Raw genomic sequence first — 17,734 nt, 5'->3', positions numbered from 1 at the left:
TTTGATTAGATGTGAGAACCCAATCTTACTACTTTTTATGTTTCTGGGAAAACTTTTACCCCACTATCTACATATAAGTATCTCGTTAATAAATAGTTGGCTGTTAAACCCAACTCTTGATTCGCATAATTACTAAATCCTTATAAACCAGCTTTTTTCTTAGAAGTCACAAAAATTCAATTTTTACCTCCCAATCAAGCCAAAGTTTTTATGATATTTAAAGGTACAGGTCTAACTCTTTCAGCCGACTTACAAAAAGAAAAAAATAGTTCTTGGAGTATTATTAGTTCAGCAATAGGATTTATATAACAATCACTTGACAGAATACGGAGACAATCAACAATATTTATGCCATTGGTGGTATTCGAGTGGGAATACCACCAATGGCATAAATGATGCCTAATATGAAAACAATCCTTTGGATCGGCTATTTTACTTTTTTTATAGACTCTTATAGCTCTGTTCAAGGTAAAAATACATGCTACTTTAGGTCTTCTCAATCACTCTAATGCTCCTGGCTATGCAATATAAGTATCGGTAAAATCGGTTGCAATAGAGAAACATAGCAAAGAAATAAGAACATTTACATACCTATCAAGGCCAAGGCTATTCGTCCTTGATAGGTATATTATGAGTTTCCCCTATCTATTTGTTAGAAAAGAGGAGTACCGTTTTGTTTGTTAAAAAACTGTAAGCCCCCATAACCTGCCGGTACAATCACCATATCCTCATATTCTACTGCATAACCAGGATGACCTTTCAGTTGGTTTTTCCAGAGCAATTTAGGTTTATTCAAATCTGAAATGTCTACAGCACTTACTTTCCCTTCCCTCCTGTCTGTAGCGTAGAGAGTTGAGTTAAGTAGAGTTACTTTTCCACTCAATGGTGCAGTACTGTTGACAAGCCGACTATGTCGAAGATTATCTGTACTAGATTGCTTTATGATCAATTCACCACCGTAGGTAGCAATTAGCCCTTTTGGTAAAAATGTGAACCCATTTATGGGGCCAAGCGACGGATTCGACGCGCCAAGAGGAAGAAGTACCTTTTGTTTATTGGGATTTTCTGGAATTGATCTGATATCGTACGTATAACAATCCACCAACCAAAGACATCCAATTATACCTGACGGCTCAATTTGTTTAGAAATCGGAAAGCGATACATCGTTCCTTGATTTACGTCGGTAAAAAGCCTCTTTATGCTAAGTGGGTTGGCTATGTCAATAATATCCATCGTATTTGTCCCAACGTGCAAGGCAGCTTTTTTTGATTCATGGTCGATAACTACCTGATAAACACCACCTTCTTTACCAAAATAGCGACTTAGAAATTTCGGTTTTTCATCTTTACTAATTTCCCAAACTGACAATCCTCCTTTGCCTTCGGCGACGAAGAGTTTGCCGTTTTCCAGTTGTACATCATAAACAACCGATTCTGTTTTGATTAGTTGTTTTCCCGTTATAGCTGGAGATAATTTTACCTCATGTACACCTCCAGAGCCCGCAGCCACATAGGCAGCCCCCATTAAACTATCCACACAAACTGAATATATCTGTGTTCCAGTATGATATGTAGAACGACTTTTGTTATTGGAATTGTTTGTGGGGGGAATCACATTACTTGTTTCAACCTTAACCGTGGCTGTTTGAGGCAGGTAGGAAGCATCGACTAAATGAAGACCCGTACTTCCTGCAATGTATAGCGTTTGTTTGCCTACCGCGAAACCATTTACTGGATCATTCATTGCCTCGCCCCTAAATACGGTTCTGGGCAATTTAACGTGTCCTTTAAATTGAGGATTGTCTGGATTTTTGGTATCGACGATAAACAAACCTGCTTTGGTATCCCCCACAAATGCATAGTTGCCCACTGCTTGCACATCCCACCAATCGGGGCTGCGTTGGTAGTATTTGGGAAATTTTACCATCGAACGCTGTTTCGGGGCTTTCATATTTGAAATATCGATGATTTCCAGACCGTGCCCTGCTCCCCAAGCGGGGTCGGTTGGCACTTTTTCTACCAAGCCAGCTCCATGGTGTCCTGTGGCTACAAAGCATAAATCTCCCTGAATGAAAATCCCGTCTCCATAACCATCTAACTGGACATCTGAGACTTTTTTGGGATGATTGGGCTGAGAAATATCTAATATGATTAGCTTTCTTGCTACCCAATCCCCTACAAAAACATAGTTTTTATGAATGAATAATGATTGAGCTTCGTCGGTCAATGTGGATGAAATATGTTTGGGTCGCTTGGGATTAGATATATCTACTAATTCAATCCCATAAATTCTATTGGTTATTGCACCGATTTTGCCAGATATATGAAGTCCTGTGGCCAACTCGACAGAGTCGTAATGAGCTACAATCGTCATATTGTGGACATCATTTATGCTAACGACAAACATGCCATCTTCACGAGACGTTATGTAGGCATATCCCTCCTGAATTTCCAGCTGACGCACGTTTCCCAGATTGCTAATGCTATCTATTACAATGGGATTCTTGGGGTCTTTTATATCGAATACATAGAATGTTCGATGACCTATAACAAAAAGCCTGTCTTTGTGAATAGCAGCATCCATACAAGATCCAATATTCAGGCTTTTGAAAATAGGCATTTCCTCTCCGTATTTTGAATAGTCAAATTCCTGTGAGTATGCGGATAAATAACTGATTACCAGTACGAGGATTATGGATATTACTTTTTTCATTTTCAATAGCTTTTTTCAAGCTGTTATAAGAGTTAAAATTATTGCCAACCATATATAAATGAGTGATTTAGTGAGTAATCTAATGATTTATTCACTAAATCACTCCTATCTTACTGATAGCCCGGATTCTGCGTAAGTTTAGGATTCAATTGAATCTGACTCAACGGAATCGGATAGCGTTTTTTGTAATCAGCCACCTGAATCTCTTTGTTGGTGCCATCAAGGTTGGCATCACGGAAAGCAGACATTACCGGCACCATACGGTTGGTTCGAAGCAAGTCAAACCAGCGATGACTTTCAAAGCAAAGCTCAATGCGCCGTTCGTTTTCGAATGCCAGTCGAGTCTGTGCCTGTGTGAGTGTGAGATTGGTAGTCAAGCCAGCACGGGTACGTACCGGCTCCAAGCCAAGCCGCAGGCCGTCGGCGGTTTTGCCGTTTTCGTTTAAAGCTTCGCCATACATCAGCAGTACATCGGAATAGCGAATCACCGGCCAGTCGGCATTGCCGTCGTTGGCGATGGCCAACGGCCGACTCGTAAACCACTTACGGGTGTAGTAGAAAGTTCCACCCGAAACAAATTTATCAATCGAAACAGCCTTGCGTTTGTCGTTCGGTTCAAAAGCATTGAACAAATCCGTTGACCCCTGATTATTATTGCCACCCTGCCCGGTAGGCACAATCTGGTTACCTGAAAGCGAAGGGATAAAATCCAACGTGAAATTGCTACCCTCGCCGTTGCTGTTGTTGGTATACTGTACAGCAAACACAATCTCAGCGTTGTTTCCGTTGTCTTCGCGGAATACGTCGGCGTAGTTAGCCAGCAATTGGTAGCCCGACTCACTCCTCCCGTCAATCACTTCTTTGAGTTTAGTTTCAGCCTGCTGCCATTTTTGCTGGGTCAGATACACCTTGCCGAGCAACGATTTAGCAGCTCCTTTCGTAACTCGCCCTACATTGGGGGCAGTATATCGGGCGGGCAGCACAGCCTCGGCCTCGGTCAGGTCTTTCTCGATTTGCTGATAAATGGCCGCTGTCGGTTCGCGCAAAAAGGTGTAAGATTCCTCCTCCGACAGAATCACCTTCAGCACCAAAGGCACATCCCCAAACAACTGCACGAGGTTAAAATACATCAATGCCCGAATAAATTTCATTTCGCCCGCCAGCCGATCACGAACAGCATTGTCGGGAAAGGTAACGCTGTTGATACGCTCTAGTACGTTGTTACACCGAAAAATCAGATTATAACTCTGTGACCAGCGAGAGTTGACTTCGGCATCCGTTACAGTCCAAGTTAAACGGTAATACTGCCCAATGGTCCCATCAGACCCCAATACAGATATTGTATTATCACTGGGCATTTCCGTCAATGCAAAGAATCGCTGATAATAGCCCCGCATACCACCATAAGCACCCGTCACGGCCGCTGTGATTTCGTCCGGGGTTTTGTAATAGTTGGTGGCCGAAATGGCTGTGGGAGAGTTCAGATTTAGAAACTCTGCATCGGATTGACAGGCAGTAGTAAAAAGCAACGAGGCCACGCCCACCAGTGTTAAGTATGATAGCTTAGTTTTCATTGTTTTCAGGGTTGGAGAGGTTAAAAGCCAAGATTTAAACCAATTGTAACAGTCCGATTGACGGGATAGTTACCCTGATCAACCCCCGGCGTATAGACGGTATTTCCGTTCAGACTTTCCTCTGGATTGTAGCCTGGATATTTCGTTAGGGTAAACAGGTTTTGCCCGGTGGCGTAAACTCGGAGCGATTGAATGCGAACTTTTTTGAGTAGCGAATTCGGCAAGGTATAGCCAAAGGTCAGGTTACGAACACGAGCAAACGAAGCATCATAAAGGATATAGTTGGTCACGCCCTGAGCCAATGTAAATCCAGTCACACCCGGACGAGCATATTTTACATCACGAGTGGGATCGGAGGGGAGAAAATAGTTATCGATAAACTCAATAGGCAAGTTATACTGGCCAGAATTGTAATATAACTGACGGGCCATGCCATAAATCATACTCTGACCATACGAACCCTGAATGATGAGACTGGCATCGAAGTCTTTAAAGTTGAACCGATTCACTAAACCGAACGTAAATTTGGGCAAGGCATTACCCAGCACCGTCAGGTCGGCAATGCTCACAATGCCGTCGCCCGTAAAGTCGGTTCCTCGATAATCTCCTACCTGCGAACCCGCCACCCATTTCGGTCCGGCGTCCACTTCGGCCTGATTCTTGAAAACGCCCGAAATCACATGGCCATAGATATTTCCAATTGGGTCACCTACTCGAATCTGGTAAGCGTTATCCAGTCCGGGCAGGGCTGGTGAAGGGTTTAGAGAAGCCACACCTCCCAAATCAAGTACCTTACTGCGGTTGAAGGAGATATTGAAATCAGTCGTCCACTTTAGGGCAGATTTTTTGAGGTTTTGAGTAGTCAGCGAAAATTCTAATCCCTTGTTCTCCAACTCACCAATATTGGTTTGGTAACTCCCAGCATAACCAATCACCTGCGGAAGCTGTTTGGAAAAGAGCATTCCTTTGGTACGCTTCTGATAAAGATCCACTGTCAGAAAAAGTCGGTTGTTGAACAGTCCAATCTCTGCTCCAATATCCGTTTGTCGGTTTTTTTCCCAAGTAAGTTCTCTGTTTTCGTAGCCACTCTGAGTGGTTCCGAATGTACGGATATTAGAAAAACTGTAGTTAGACGACCCTACCGAACTAATCCATGTGAAATCACCAATGCTGGCGTTGCCCGTTTCACCGTAGCTTACCCGAAGTTTCAATTCACTCAGCACGCCTTTTACTGACGCCAAAAAGGGTTCTTCGGTAAGGCGCCATCCTGCTGACATCGAAGGGAAGGTACCAAAGCGGTTGTTGGGGCCGAAGCGTGAGGAACCATCTCGCCGAATTGCCGCCGAAAACAAATATTTGCTGTCATAATCATAGGTGATGCGGGCAGCCGTCGAAGCAAAAGCATTTAACGAACCATATGCGATGCTACCCAGCAGGTCGGATGAAGCCGACGGGTTCTGAATCGTTCCTGAAGTGTAGGTACCAGACCGCCCATTTACTCTCAGTAGACGTGATTCGGACTTTTGCCGAGAATACAGCAGGAAACCTTGCAGGTTATGCTTTCCGAAATTTTTGGTATAGGTAAGCGTGTTTTCAACCAGCCAGTCGATAGATTTGTTCTCATTTTCTGACGCATAGATAGCTGCTGAGACTGGATTGGAGAGGTTGGCGGTCTGTGCCGTTCCCCGTGCGAGCGTGGCAGGCAAGTAAACATTACGGGTGTTGAACTCCGCCGAACTACCCACCGACAATTTATAACGCAATCCCTCAATGGGTTCCCATTCTAAATAGGAATTTCCTAGTAGTCGATAGTTGTTATTTGTGCTTTGTGCTTGTTCCAGAGTAGACAGCGGACTGTATAGACTAAGTGGTATCAATCCTCCTTGAGAATAGGACGTAATCCCGCCGATTTGGCCATAGTCACCGTTGGTGGTACGCGCTGGGATAACAGGAGGCAGTAGCAGGGCGTTATAAATGGCATTGCCTACGCCTTGTCCGTCAAAATCGGACACACCCGGACCCGCAGCTCCTGTGCTGAACGACCCTCCAGTAGACTGCCTACGCTGTGTTTCAAACGAGGGAGCCAAACTAATACCGACGCGTAATTTCTTGGACAAATCGGCATCCATATTAAACCGAAGGGTTCCGAGCGCGAAGTCACTACCCAAAAGTGTTCCCTGTTGTTTTAGGTAATTACCTGATAGAGAGAAACGTACTTTCTCCGACCCACCCGAGGCACTCAACTGAATATTGGAGATAGGTGCTGATCGAAAAATGACATCCTGCCAATCGGTATTGCCCCACTCGGCAGGCTGGTCAAAAATCGGCGGAGTGGACACATTCCTAACAGCAGCTGTTTCACGGGCGTACTTCACATACTGCTCCGCGTTCATTAACTCCATGCGTTTGGCTACCTGCTGAATGCCTGTATAATAATCGAAGTTGAAGCGGGTCTGACCAGGCTTGCCACGCTTGGTAGTAACAATGACGACTCCATTGGCCGCCCGCGACCCATAAATTGCTGCCGAGGCTGCATCTTTCAGAATTTCAATGCTTTCAATATCGGATGGATTGATGCGGTTAAACTGGTTGGCCTGCGGCAGAATGTAGCCATCCACTACGTAGAGCGGGTCGTTGCCCGCGCCGAGCGAACCCGCCCCTCGAATCTTGATGTAAGGAGCTTCGCCTGGTGCTCCACCATTGCCAGCCTGAATCTGTACCCCTGCAGCCAGCCCTGCCAATGCTTCGCCTGGCGTCGATACTGGAAGCCGATTAATATCCTGTCCTTTTACTTTGGCAACAGAGGTTGAAAGTTTCTCCCGCGACAGTTCGGTATAACCAATCACGACTACCTCATTCAATGATTTTTCGTCAGGTTTTAATGAGACATTCAGTTGAGTACGATTGCCAACAGCCACTTCTTGCGCTCCATATCCGACAAAACTAAATACGAGTACCGCCGACTTATCGGGTACAGTGAGGCGAAAAGATCCTTCCTGATTGGTTGTGGTTCCGCGTTGAGTTCCTTTTAGAAGAATGCTCACTCCCGGCAAAGGCTCGTTTTTATCATCGGTCACAGTGCCGGTTATCAGCAGCTCATCGATGTTGGTAGACGCCAACTGGGGAGCTTCGTCGGGCAAACGAGCACCAGTAGGTTCTTTGTGCAATACAATGTAATTGCCTGTAACCCGATACGTAATATTGAGGGGTTTTAGTAACCTATTCAGAATCAACTCCAAGCGGTCATTTTCAGCTTTGATAGACACCTTATTGGAGGTAGCAATCAGTTGCGGTACATACGAAAACTTAACCTTAGCGACTTTTTCAAGCCGAAACAAGACGGTTTCCAAATCCTTATTTTCCACCTGAATGGAAATAGTACGGTTTAGCAATTCCTGGGCGGTTACATCTCGGGCCATTGCCAGACCCGTAAGAGCTGCCATAAATAGCAATTGTACGCAAGTAATTTTCATAACCTGATACAGAAAAGGGGAATAATCCCATGTTTTTTTCATACTTTTAATGCGGTTTTTGTTAACTGATTTAGAAATAGAAGGCAAAAACAAACCCTTCCCTGGTTTCTCAGGGTGATCGCATACCGGAAAAGAACGGGAGGGCAAACGAGTCGCCGAGTTATCTAAGTAGTCATGGTAGCAACATGACGGCTTCGATTCGGCGATTTTTTGTTTTAATTAAGGGTCTAGGATTGTTTCATATATTTAGTGATATTAAGAGAGTTAAGGATTAATTTAATTCTTATTGGCAACCTTTTCCAGAGACGACGATACGAGTTCCCCAGACTTCATAAGTAGCCCCAATTGTTTGACAAATAATATCTAATTTTTTGAATAAAGGCTCATCGCTCAGTGGCACCGTTAGGTTACAGCTTTTCAACGCCTCATTGTCATAGCTGATGGTCACACCATATGCTTCTTCCAGTTTCTTGAAAATCTCGGCAATAGGTGCATTCCTGAATACAAAATATTGGCTGTTTTCTGGGTTTCGTAACAACGTTGGATTTTTCACCAGACCGGTAGTTAAGCGCTCACTTGCTTTGTCAAAGACAGCCTGTTGATTAGGGGTCAACAATAGCTTGTTAGCAATATACTGTTGACTTTTTTGAGATGCTTTCAACGATTTGAGCGGAAAAACGGCCACTTTACCACTATGTACAACTACCATTATCTGAGCCATTTTCTCAAAGGCTTTAACGGTAAAACTCGTTCCAACTACCTGTACCACTAGTTTGTTTGCATAGACCATAAATGGTTTCTGGGGATTTTTTGTAACCGTAAAAACTGCTTCTCCCGTCAGAAACACATTCCGCGAAAGTTCATTTGTCATTTGTACAGAATACTTGATTTTACTGGCAGGAGCTAGCATAATCTGGCTACCATCAGGCAAATCCACTCGTTTATGACTAGTTTCGGTGTTCGCAATTTCCCGAAGATTGGCTGATGTCTGAGAAACATATGCCCCTTCAGGATGAGATTGATTAGTTTGCATTGTCTGCCAAAAGCTCCAACCAACCCCAAGCAACACAACTATGGCCGCTGCGATTTGCCAACCAAACCAACGGCTTTCTACCCATCGGACGACTGGTCGTTGTGACTCTTTCTGACTGGCTAGAATGCGTTGGATACCTTGTTCTACCTCTGCCTCTGAAAAATACTCCTGACCTTGCCAAGAAAGTATAAATTCTCTGGCACTGTCCAAATCGGCTTTTTTTTCTGGAAAATCATCAATAAGACGCTGCCAAATTGTTAATTCGATTGGTGAACCCGTACGTACCCACTGTTGGAAATCGTCATCTGCCAGAAACTCCTCAAACCCATAATGCTTATATGATTTCATCGCAGAATTACATTTAACTTGTGCTTCTGCTATAATGATCCTTTTTCTGTTAGAACGTAACGAGAAAAAATGACATTTTTTTTATAAAAATTATAACAAACTGATTTTCAGCCTCATTTAATGAGATGAACTTATCGTAAGAAGAGAAGAAGTACGATGAGAAGAAGCCCCCATTGCTCGCGAATGGATTTTAAGGATTGAGATAACAAGTTACGGACAGCAGGTTGTGAAATCGCCATTACTTCGGCAATTTGCTCATGGGTGAGAGCTTCGTAATATTTCAGGTGAAGAATTTCTTGTTGCCTTTTAGGTAATCTACTAATCACGAGTTGTAAACGAGATTGGTTCTCCAATACGATTTCTTGCTCAATCAATCTGTTTTCGACAAAATCATCGTTATCAGATTCTTGTTCTTGCCAATCATCAGAGAAACGTTCCTGATGCGTATTTTTTTGTAAGTATTTAAAAATCTGATTTTTAAGGGAAACAAATAGATACAGTTTTATACTCGTAACATCTGGATTCAGAAAGATGCGCCGTTCCCAAAGATTGATGAACAAATCGTGAACCAGATCCTGTAGCGTATCCTTATCTTTTATGAATCGAAAACCATATTCGAGCAAGGATTTATAGTAGGCACGTAGCAGACCTTCAAAAGCACTATTGTCTCCTGCCCGAAAAGCTGCCCATAAAACTTTATCCTCATCAGTCACGATTTGTAGCAGATTATTTAATCTATCACAAATTTATCGACAACTTAGATAAAGAAAAATAAATACTGAAATATTTCAAAATAGCTATTTCTCAGATACCTTGCCAGATACTCGTATTCAGAAATCGGTTTCAGGCAGATTGCAAAAGGCCAAGAAAAACATAACAAGAGAATATCCCTTCTTCCTGCTTTATAACCAATTTTCTGCTCTTGCTTTTCTGCTCCCCTATTCTCAAAACATCATTCCTAAGCGTAGTGCCATCCGATTATAAACTCGGTCTTCCCACTTTTCGATTTCACCCCAATTGAGCGGCTTGGTGACTTTGGCATTTTGACGCTTATAGCTCAACGACAACACCAAAGCACTGCCCGATTTGAAGCCAAATTTCAGTCCCAAACCAGGGTTCAGCATCATGCCTCCTTGGGTTTTATAATCGGTGGCATCTACGTGGAGCCAATTAGAGCTGTAGCCAGCATCAAACAAGCCCAATAAGGTTACGTTCTTTTTGGAACGGGCTAAATCATAGCGCACCCCTGCTGCTACGGGTGCAAGCAGTGCCGATTGATACCAATCTACTCCGCAACTGACGCCAAGGGCAAGGCGGGGTTTGAGTTGAATACCATTGAAGGTCTGAATCGTAAGGCTCAGGCGATTCTCGACTTGTTGGGTAGCTGGTACACTCCCCGCAATATCGTACACAACTCGCCCAAATAAACCTCCTACTTCAGTTATGTTGACATAATGCGGTTTAAAAGTAGGGGCTTGCGCACGAAGTGAATCGATAGAATGAGCCAATATAAATCCCACCCATAAAAATTTGAATATTGTTGGCATAAATGAATAGGCAAATTTGAAAATGAATTAATAATCAAAAACCTGACAAATAGGCGACTATCAAACTTACCAAGTTTTGAAAACTTGGTAAGTTCAAAATCAAATATCCAGTCTTTTTACAGGAATTTTACTAAGTTGACGTAAGTTACTTGGATTAGAAATATCAAACTGATAAAGGCCGTCTTTGCCTACCATCATTAAGGTTTTGTTAGCAAGCGGAATCACATCATAAGCATCCATGCCCGTCAAATGTTGAATTTGTTTGACATCGAAATCATTGGCCACATTAAGCGATTTCAGACCGTGGGTTCCTTCGCACAAATACAAATTGGGATAATCTACCCCCAAACCGTGCGGGTTTTGCATAGGATAGGATTTCAATAATCGCGGACTACGTAAATCTGTAATATCAATGACATCTAGCTGATTGAGGCCACGATTGCAAGTAGTACCCGAACGAAGTGTGACATAAGCGCGATTGTCGGTCACAACGACGGGGTCGCACGACATAGCGTGTTGGAAAGTAGAGAGGCGTTCGGGCTTTTCGGGGTTGCTGTTGTCATAAATAAACATCCCTGTGGTAGAACCAATGAAAAGCTTATCGCGATATGGAAAAATCGTTTCGATACCCCAGCCTATGCTGATTTTGGTGCTACGGGCGGGTTTGGAAGGTGTGCTTATATCGAAAAGCAACATCTCATTTTGACCTACCGTGTACAGGTATTTGTCGTACAACGCAAAACGCGCCATTGAGCCCGCTTGTCCTTGTCCGCTACTTCCGTTGGAAGGCGCTGCTGCTGAACTGAACGCCGCTCGGTCAAACCAAATTCCCCCACCCCACCATGAGTTGTTGGCGTTTTCGCAACTTACTTTTCGGGTTTCGGTCACAATATCCACTTTTTGGTCATTGATAGCTCCCGTAGTTGTATTCAAAAACCAAGAAACACCGTCAAACATCCCAGAAGGAAAAACTTCTTTTTCGCGGCTGATTTCTTTGACATCCAATGGATTAGAAATATCAAAGGCTACTAAATCTGAATAACTATCGGCATATAAAATATTGCCCCGAACGGCCATATCGCCATTGCCCGGAATTTTGATAAAGGAAATCATCTTGGGCGCACTTGGATTGGTATTATCTACAATGTGCAATCCTTCTTTCATCTCATTGATAAACAAATAATTTCCTTTAGTATAAATTTTCCCAGGATTGATTAAATCGCGCGAAGTTTCTGTACGTACTCCTTGACGTATCTCGGCCAAAGACACCGTAACAGGGCTAAATCGTTTGTATTTACGGGTTTCGGTGCATTGGTCGGTACATGACCATTGCAAAAGGCAAACCAAAAACAGTGAGAATAGAAGTGGTTTATTCATGGTGAACGTTGGCGTTTAGGGATTTCTTTTTCCTAAGACGCAACTGCCTGACAGGAAGTTGGAAACACGCACTAAATAATCTTGGTACGCCACCATTCTCTACTCCATATTCTTTTAAAGTTCCAACCCTTAGTTTGAAGCTGTAGGGGCAAATACGCGTGAGCTTCTTTGGCCGAAACGGCCTGTTGGTAGAGACTGTCGTCGGTCAATATTACGCTTTCGTAAAGGTTTTCTTTTTTGACCGTAATATCCGCAAAAGGAAGCTGTAGATGAAAAGTGAAAGGCGAAGACTCACTTGAGGTATAAGCTAAGATCTGATTTTTAAGATTCCAAGTGTACTGGTTTTGCTCAGTCATAAAGGGAGTAGGAACAAACCGTTTTTCCGACACATCCAACGCATACTGTAAATATGCTTTTAGGAGTTTCGGGCCCTCATGCAGTGCGTCGTCTATTTTGAGCTCATGAGGCAGAATACTCGTTACTACAAATACTTTCTCACGTGCACGTGTGATAGCAACATTGAGCCGATTTTCGCCCCCTTGGGCGTTTAAACTCCCAAACTGCGCTCTCAATTTGCCTCGGCTATCGGGTGCATATCCTACACAAAAAATAATAATGTCTCGTTCATCACCTTGTACGTTCTCTATGTTTTTGACAAACAATGATGTATTATTCTCTCCGCTTTGTCCTGCAAAATTAGCTTCAAAATGCGGCTCTAACATCTGTTCAATCAACTGCTGCTGAGGATGATTGAAAGTAACCACTCCCACCGAATACCCATTGGGTGTATCTGTTATTTTTTTCAAAATACTTATCACTTTTTCAGCCTCGGCAAGGTTGCGGTTATTTTCCCAAACGCCATTTACTTTGATAAATTCGATAGCAGGCTCGACCCGATTAATATCCTCAAAATGAGGAAGTAACTGAAGTTTGTTTTTGTAAAAATGGGAATTGGAAAAAGTAATTAAATCCAGCGAGCGACTCCGATAATGCCCTTGTAGGAGCGTTTCGGGCAAAAACTGTTTGGCCAAATCAAGTAAAGATTCTACTTCGATGGCGGCCTTTTCTTCTTCGTTTTCTGCTTCATACCGCACCCTGTACAAATCATAAGGTGTAAGCTGCTTGCTATCACCCACCACTATCACTTGCTTGGCTCTATAAATAGCCGGAATGCCGTATTCGGCATAGCACTGAGAAGCTTCGTCGAAGATAACAATATCAAACAGCCCCTGTGTAAGTGGAAACACCGCCGAAACCGTCTCAGGAGAAGCCAACCAACAAGGCACTAAATGAAACACTTCTTCGGCGTGATTTTCCATGAGTTTGCGAACGGGCCAAATTTTACGCTTTTTGGTGACCTGGTGCTGCAAATCGCGGTAAGTGATGCGATTGTGGAGGCGGTTAAATTCCACATCTTTGTATGTTTGTTCGCGCAGTTGCATCAACACAATCTCTCTACTCAGCGCCTGTTTTCGCAAAATAGCTTCTTGCAGTTCTTGTTCTAATTGCCCGATTTTCAAAGAAGAAACAGCACGAAGAATTGGATTTTTTTCTTCTAAATATGCCAACCAAGCCAAACGAAGAGAGTTAAGAAATACCTCACCTATGTCTTCTTCGGTTTTTATTGTTTCTCTCAGTGCTTGATATAGCTGATGCTCTTGCTCCGCAAAATTAGTTTTTAAGAGGTCGGCTTCTTTCAATAGTTCAAAGTCGACACGAAGCTGATGAAGCATTTTATCCTTAAAAGTATCATCTTCAATCAGTCGATTGATTTGTGAAGGCACAAGGTAGGTTTGCCAATTTTGATATTGTTGGATTGTATTTTCAACATCCTTCCATTGCCTTTGAATTTCTTTGGCAAACTCTCCAAAAGTCGAAGCAATACTGACCTTTTTTTGAAGAAAGGGGTAGGTGTTTTCTAAAGTCTTAAATGCTTTTTGGGCATTGTCATAGACATCCAACAGCGCCTCTAATTGATGTTTAGATTGGTCAAAACTTTCAGCAGCTAAAGGGATTTCTAACTTATCAGAAAGTTCTTCTAAAAGTACTTCCCAACGAAGTCTATTCTCTAGTAGTTCTTGAAATTTGTATAAATCACTTATTGATAATCCCAACCCATACTTTTCCGTCAGAGTACGAAAATAGGCTTTATCACCATAAAAAGACCATTTTAAAATAGATTTGCGAGCTTCAATCAAATCTTGCAAACGAGCCAACATGGGCTTCAACTGGCGTTTTGTTAATTCTTTTTCAACGAGTTGGTTGGAAGCTAGTAGCGAAAGTTCGTCAGTAATATGTTTAAACCATTTTTTGCGCGAGCCCGCCCAAAGGCCTTGTTGGTATTGTTTGAAAAATTGCCACGTATTTTCGTCTTCAAGTAAAGCCAACCACTCAAAAATTTGTAGTTTTTGAGTATGTATTTCTAAAATCTTATCTAATGAAATGCGCCCCTCCCATTCTTCCTGAAAACGCCCTAATATCTTTTCTTTCCACTGTTTTACTCCCCCAATAGTAGCTTCAATCTGGTTTATTTCTTGAAAACCAATTTTAGAAAAATCCCACCTTTCATGCCAAGTATGAGCTTCGGGTAAGCGATTTTGATAAGCTTCGTAGCGGCGTAGTTTTTGTACTAATTCGTCCAAACGCTCATCAAACTTAAAGTTTCTAAAATCTTTAATCTCAATATAGGCAGCGTGAGGATTACTTATCAGATAAAGCTCTTTGGGAGATAAGCTACAATCAGACGTATCAAAAAGAGCAGTTCTAAAACTTTCTAATTCATTCGTAATCTGCTCTATAGTTCGACCTGCTTGCAAAAACTGGCGTTCGAGAACGATATTATCCAAGCTATAATTTTCTTTTTTGTATGCTTCAATATTTTCTATCTGAGAAGCCAATTGCTGATACAACGCCGAGCGGTCGTTTTTGAAATCATGTACCAACGCCAAAAAAGGAGCTATCCCAACCTGCGTGAGCCGTTGACTGACCACGTCCAACGCCACCCTTTTTTGGCATACCAACAAAACCTTTTTACCACGTGCCGCAAAATCAGCCATCAGGTTTGAAATCAGTTGTGACTTGCCCGTGCCAGGCGGACCTTGTATCACCAACGACTCCCCTTGCTTAATCCGTTTGAGGGCGGCTTCCTGCGTAGCATCTTGCGGAAAAGCCGTAAATGTATTGGTCTCAACTGTAGCATTTCGATACAATAGAGGCTCAAAAGAAAAAAGCTCATTTACCAGTTCATCGAGTTCAATCAATGCTTCATAGTCGGGGCCAAGATAGCTCCCTGTTTGTGGAAAAATACCCAAAACTGCCTCTGGATACAGTTTCAATTCGCCATTGCGTTCTATCAAATCAAGGTCGGCTTTCGATTGCGCGTCAAAATACCGCAGTGTCTCTTGAAAAAGGTCTTGATTGAAATTGATTTCAAGCGTAGAGTTTTTGAGTAATTCATACAATTCTGTCCGAAAGACCAAAGCATCTTTACTTAGTTCATCTAGGTTTTTTTCGAGCAGTTCGTCAGATATACCTACCTGATTGAAATGCCCATAAGCCAGCAAAAAGCTACGATTGAGCACAGCTGGTTCGTCGCGCCGATGCAACTCCCAATACACTTTTTGACCGGATTCCGACAAAACTTTCGTAGACACCCCTACTGGAAAAAACGCTAATGGAGCGTGTATGACGGTGCCGTCCATAAGTTTTCCTCGTACAAAAGGATAGCCTACATATAGGTCTTGTGAACCACGTTCTTCTTCAATAAACTGCGCAGTACGGGCTATTTTGGCTAATTTTTTACTTGCTTCGTTGCTTTTTTCTGAGCGGCTATCCAACCGTTGGCAGAGTTTTATCGTCTTTTTTTGAGAAATTACCTCTTTGAGTACCTCAAACGCCGACCGTCCTTCCAAATAATCTAAAGTTTGCCAATCCAAAAACTGCTCTGAAGAAAGAGAAGTCAATAGCAACGAACGATTGCGCGTGCTGAGATTGGTAAGGCGGCGAAGGTACACTTTGAGAATGTCAGCGGTCAGCATTATCTACGTGAAGGATATGAAAAAAGCGATGAATAAATGGGGCAAACAATACGGAAGTAGCCGATAAAAAAGTAATGCCACTGAATAACGCATAGAGAGAGGCAAAAATTTTGGCGGTATCGGATTGTAAAGGGTCAACAGGCCCCATACCCCCCAAAATCATGGCCGCATTATAAAAAGAATCTACCCAACTTAGGTGAGGCTCAGTCAAATAATGATAACCCAGTGCTCCTATCCACCACGATACGCCAATCATAGCCAAAGCGAAAAGTGCATACTTAATCACCCGGCGCTGAAAATGAGACCGAGAAATGACTTTCTGATTTTTGTGTTCAAACATATACACGACATCTTTTGTAATTGAAATCGTAAAATAGCATTTTGTAAAACAATTTGGTAATGGCGTCTCTAACCTCTATTTCATTACAATGCGAAGTCTAACTTTTTTAAGCATTATTTTATCTCTAGTATTATATGGTTGTGAAGAGTGCGGTATTGATGGGGAACCTACTCTAAAAATCATATACCCTTCTCAAGATACGTTGTCGCTTAAAAGTATCAGAGTTATTGGAAGCTCGTTGCCTGTCCCCAAAGAAGGAATTGCGAGTTATCAACAATCACGCGTAATTACCCTGCCCTTCAACCTTAATGCTGATTCGACAACTTATATTTTTGAACAACAAGCCAAAACCGATACTCTTACCGTGTTTTATACAAAAACAGTAGTCAATGTCAGCAAAAAATGCGGATATGTAATAGATATAGTACGACCTGAAAATAATAAAGAGGTAGAATCTACTTTCGAAGATATATCTGTCATTTATAGTCCCTATTATAAAAATACCAAGGGCATTAAATCAAATGGTGGCGAAGGGATGATTGTTCAAATCATAAGGTTATGAAAAGTGTGCTTTTAGGGAGTTTCATACTGCTCCATACGATGCTGTATGCCCAATCTACCGGCTTACGATTAAGGGCAGTCGGTATTGATGTTTTCAAAAATTTGCCATTGATGGCTTCTTTTCCACAAATGGGTGTCATGACTGGTCAAGAACGAATACAATATAGCAATCCTCTTATGCTGGAAACTTATTTTCAGTTTTCTACCCGACAGCCCCATCACTTCAATCATATTGGGGTAGGATATGCACAACTAAACGAGCAAATAGCTTCTCGCTTAACTCAAAATTCAGAAGGATATTTTATAAAAATGGGGCACGAACAGCACGCTAAAAACCACCCTCTCAAAAGCCATGCTTTTTGGGGATATAATCTGACACTTACTTACTTAAAAGTCAAAAGTCAGCTTTCAATTAAAAGTCAGCACTTCCCTCATTATCAGCAATCATTGCCTGACGAATCGGGGTTAGGAGCATATCTTGAAATGAATGCGGGTTATGCTTTTCTAGTTTTCGGTCGTTTAGAAACGCGCATCGTAGCTCGAACGGGCTTGGCACTATCAAAGGTGGGCAACCCCAATTCATCTTATTTGCCCGGAGCTGGGATGCGATTATGGAGAAACACCCTCAGTCCAGTTGGTGGAATTACAGTTCAATTTTTTTATCTCAAGCAATCTGCTTCTGACAAAATCTAAGCCTTTAAGATTTTTATTTGCCAAACCAAAACCCGAAC

At 42.4% G+C, this 17,734-nt stretch carries 11 protein-coding genes; 2 read left to right on the top strand and 9 right to left on the bottom strand.

Going from position 1 to position 17,734, the window contains the following annotated elements:
• Positions 1-652: 652 nt before the first annotated feature.
• The 9 genes from P1X15_RS22125 to P1X15_RS22085 form a co-directional block, all read right to left on the bottom strand.
• On the bottom strand, positions 653-2,713 hold the full coding sequence (locus tag P1X15_RS22125) for a hypothetical protein (protein WP_277340318.1): 2,061 nt from the start codon (positions 2,711-2,713) through the stop codon (positions 653-655).
• A 110-nt stretch (positions 2,714-2,823) separates the two neighbouring features.
• Positions 2,824-4,287, bottom strand: a complete 1,464-nt coding sequence (locus tag P1X15_RS22120) for a RagB/SusD family nutrient uptake outer membrane protein (RefSeq protein WP_277340317.1) — start codon at positions 4,285-4,287, stop codon at positions 2,824-2,826.
• Between the two features lie 20 nt (positions 4,288-4,307).
• A complete protein-coding gene (locus P1X15_RS22115; protein ID WP_277340316.1) occupies positions 4,308-7,802 on the bottom strand; it encodes a TonB-dependent receptor in 3,495 nt (1,164 codons plus the stop codon).
• A gap of 241 nt (positions 7,803-8,043) precedes the next feature.
• Entirely contained in the window at positions 8,044-9,141 is a 1,098-nt protein-coding gene (locus P1X15_RS22110; protein ID WP_277340315.1) for a FecR family protein, read from the bottom strand.
• A gap of 131 nt (positions 9,142-9,272) precedes the next feature.
• Positions 9,273-9,854, bottom strand: a complete 582-nt coding sequence (locus P1X15_RS22105) for an RNA polymerase sigma factor (protein WP_277340314.1) — start codon at positions 9,852-9,854, stop codon at positions 9,273-9,275.
• A 231-nt stretch (positions 9,855-10,085) separates the two neighbouring features.
• Positions 10,086-10,688 (bottom strand): hypothetical protein, encoded by a 603-nt coding sequence (locus P1X15_RS22100; RefSeq protein WP_277340313.1) that lies wholly within the window; start codon positions 10,686-10,688, stop codon positions 10,086-10,088.
• 99 nt (positions 10,689-10,787) lie between these two features.
• Positions 10,788-12,065, bottom strand: a complete 1,278-nt coding sequence (locus P1X15_RS22095) for an LVIVD repeat-containing protein (protein WP_277340312.1) — start codon at positions 12,063-12,065, stop codon at positions 10,788-10,790.
• Positions 12,066-12,136: 71 nt separating this feature from the next.
• Positions 12,137-16,102 carry an AAA domain-containing protein gene (locus P1X15_RS22090; RefSeq protein WP_277340311.1) on the bottom strand — a complete coding sequence of 1,322 codons (3,966 nt, stop codon included), beginning with the start codon at positions 16,100-16,102 and terminating at the stop codon, positions 12,137-12,139.
• The gene (locus P1X15_RS22085) at positions 16,089-16,442 is read right to left on the bottom strand and encodes a hypothetical protein (protein WP_277340310.1); all 354 of its coding nucleotides are present in this window, start codon (positions 16,440-16,442) and stop codon (positions 16,089-16,091) included. Before P1X15_RS22085 ends, P1X15_RS22090 begins: the two co-directional genes overlap by 14 nt.
• Before the next feature lie 88 nt (positions 16,443-16,530).
• On the opposite strand from P1X15_RS22085, the gene P1X15_RS22080 reads away from it, so the two are divergent.
• Positions 16,531-17,004: a DUF6452 family protein gene (locus P1X15_RS22080; RefSeq protein WP_277340309.1), complete on the top strand. Its 474-nt coding sequence runs from the start codon at positions 16,531-16,533 to the stop codon at positions 17,002-17,004.
• Complete coding sequence (locus P1X15_RS22075) at positions 17,001-17,696, top strand: hypothetical protein (protein WP_277340308.1); 696 nt, start codon at positions 17,001-17,003, stop codon at positions 17,694-17,696. The genes P1X15_RS22080 and P1X15_RS22075 overlap by 4 nt, the downstream gene beginning before the upstream one ends.
• Positions 17,697-17,734 lie beyond the last annotated feature (38 nt).

The organism is Runella sp. MFBS21, assembly GCF_029433105.1.
In the GTDB taxonomy this organism is placed as follows: domain Bacteria; phylum Bacteroidota; class Bacteroidia; order Cytophagales; family Spirosomataceae; genus Runella.
This window is presented reverse-complemented; position numbering and strand designations above follow the sequence as displayed.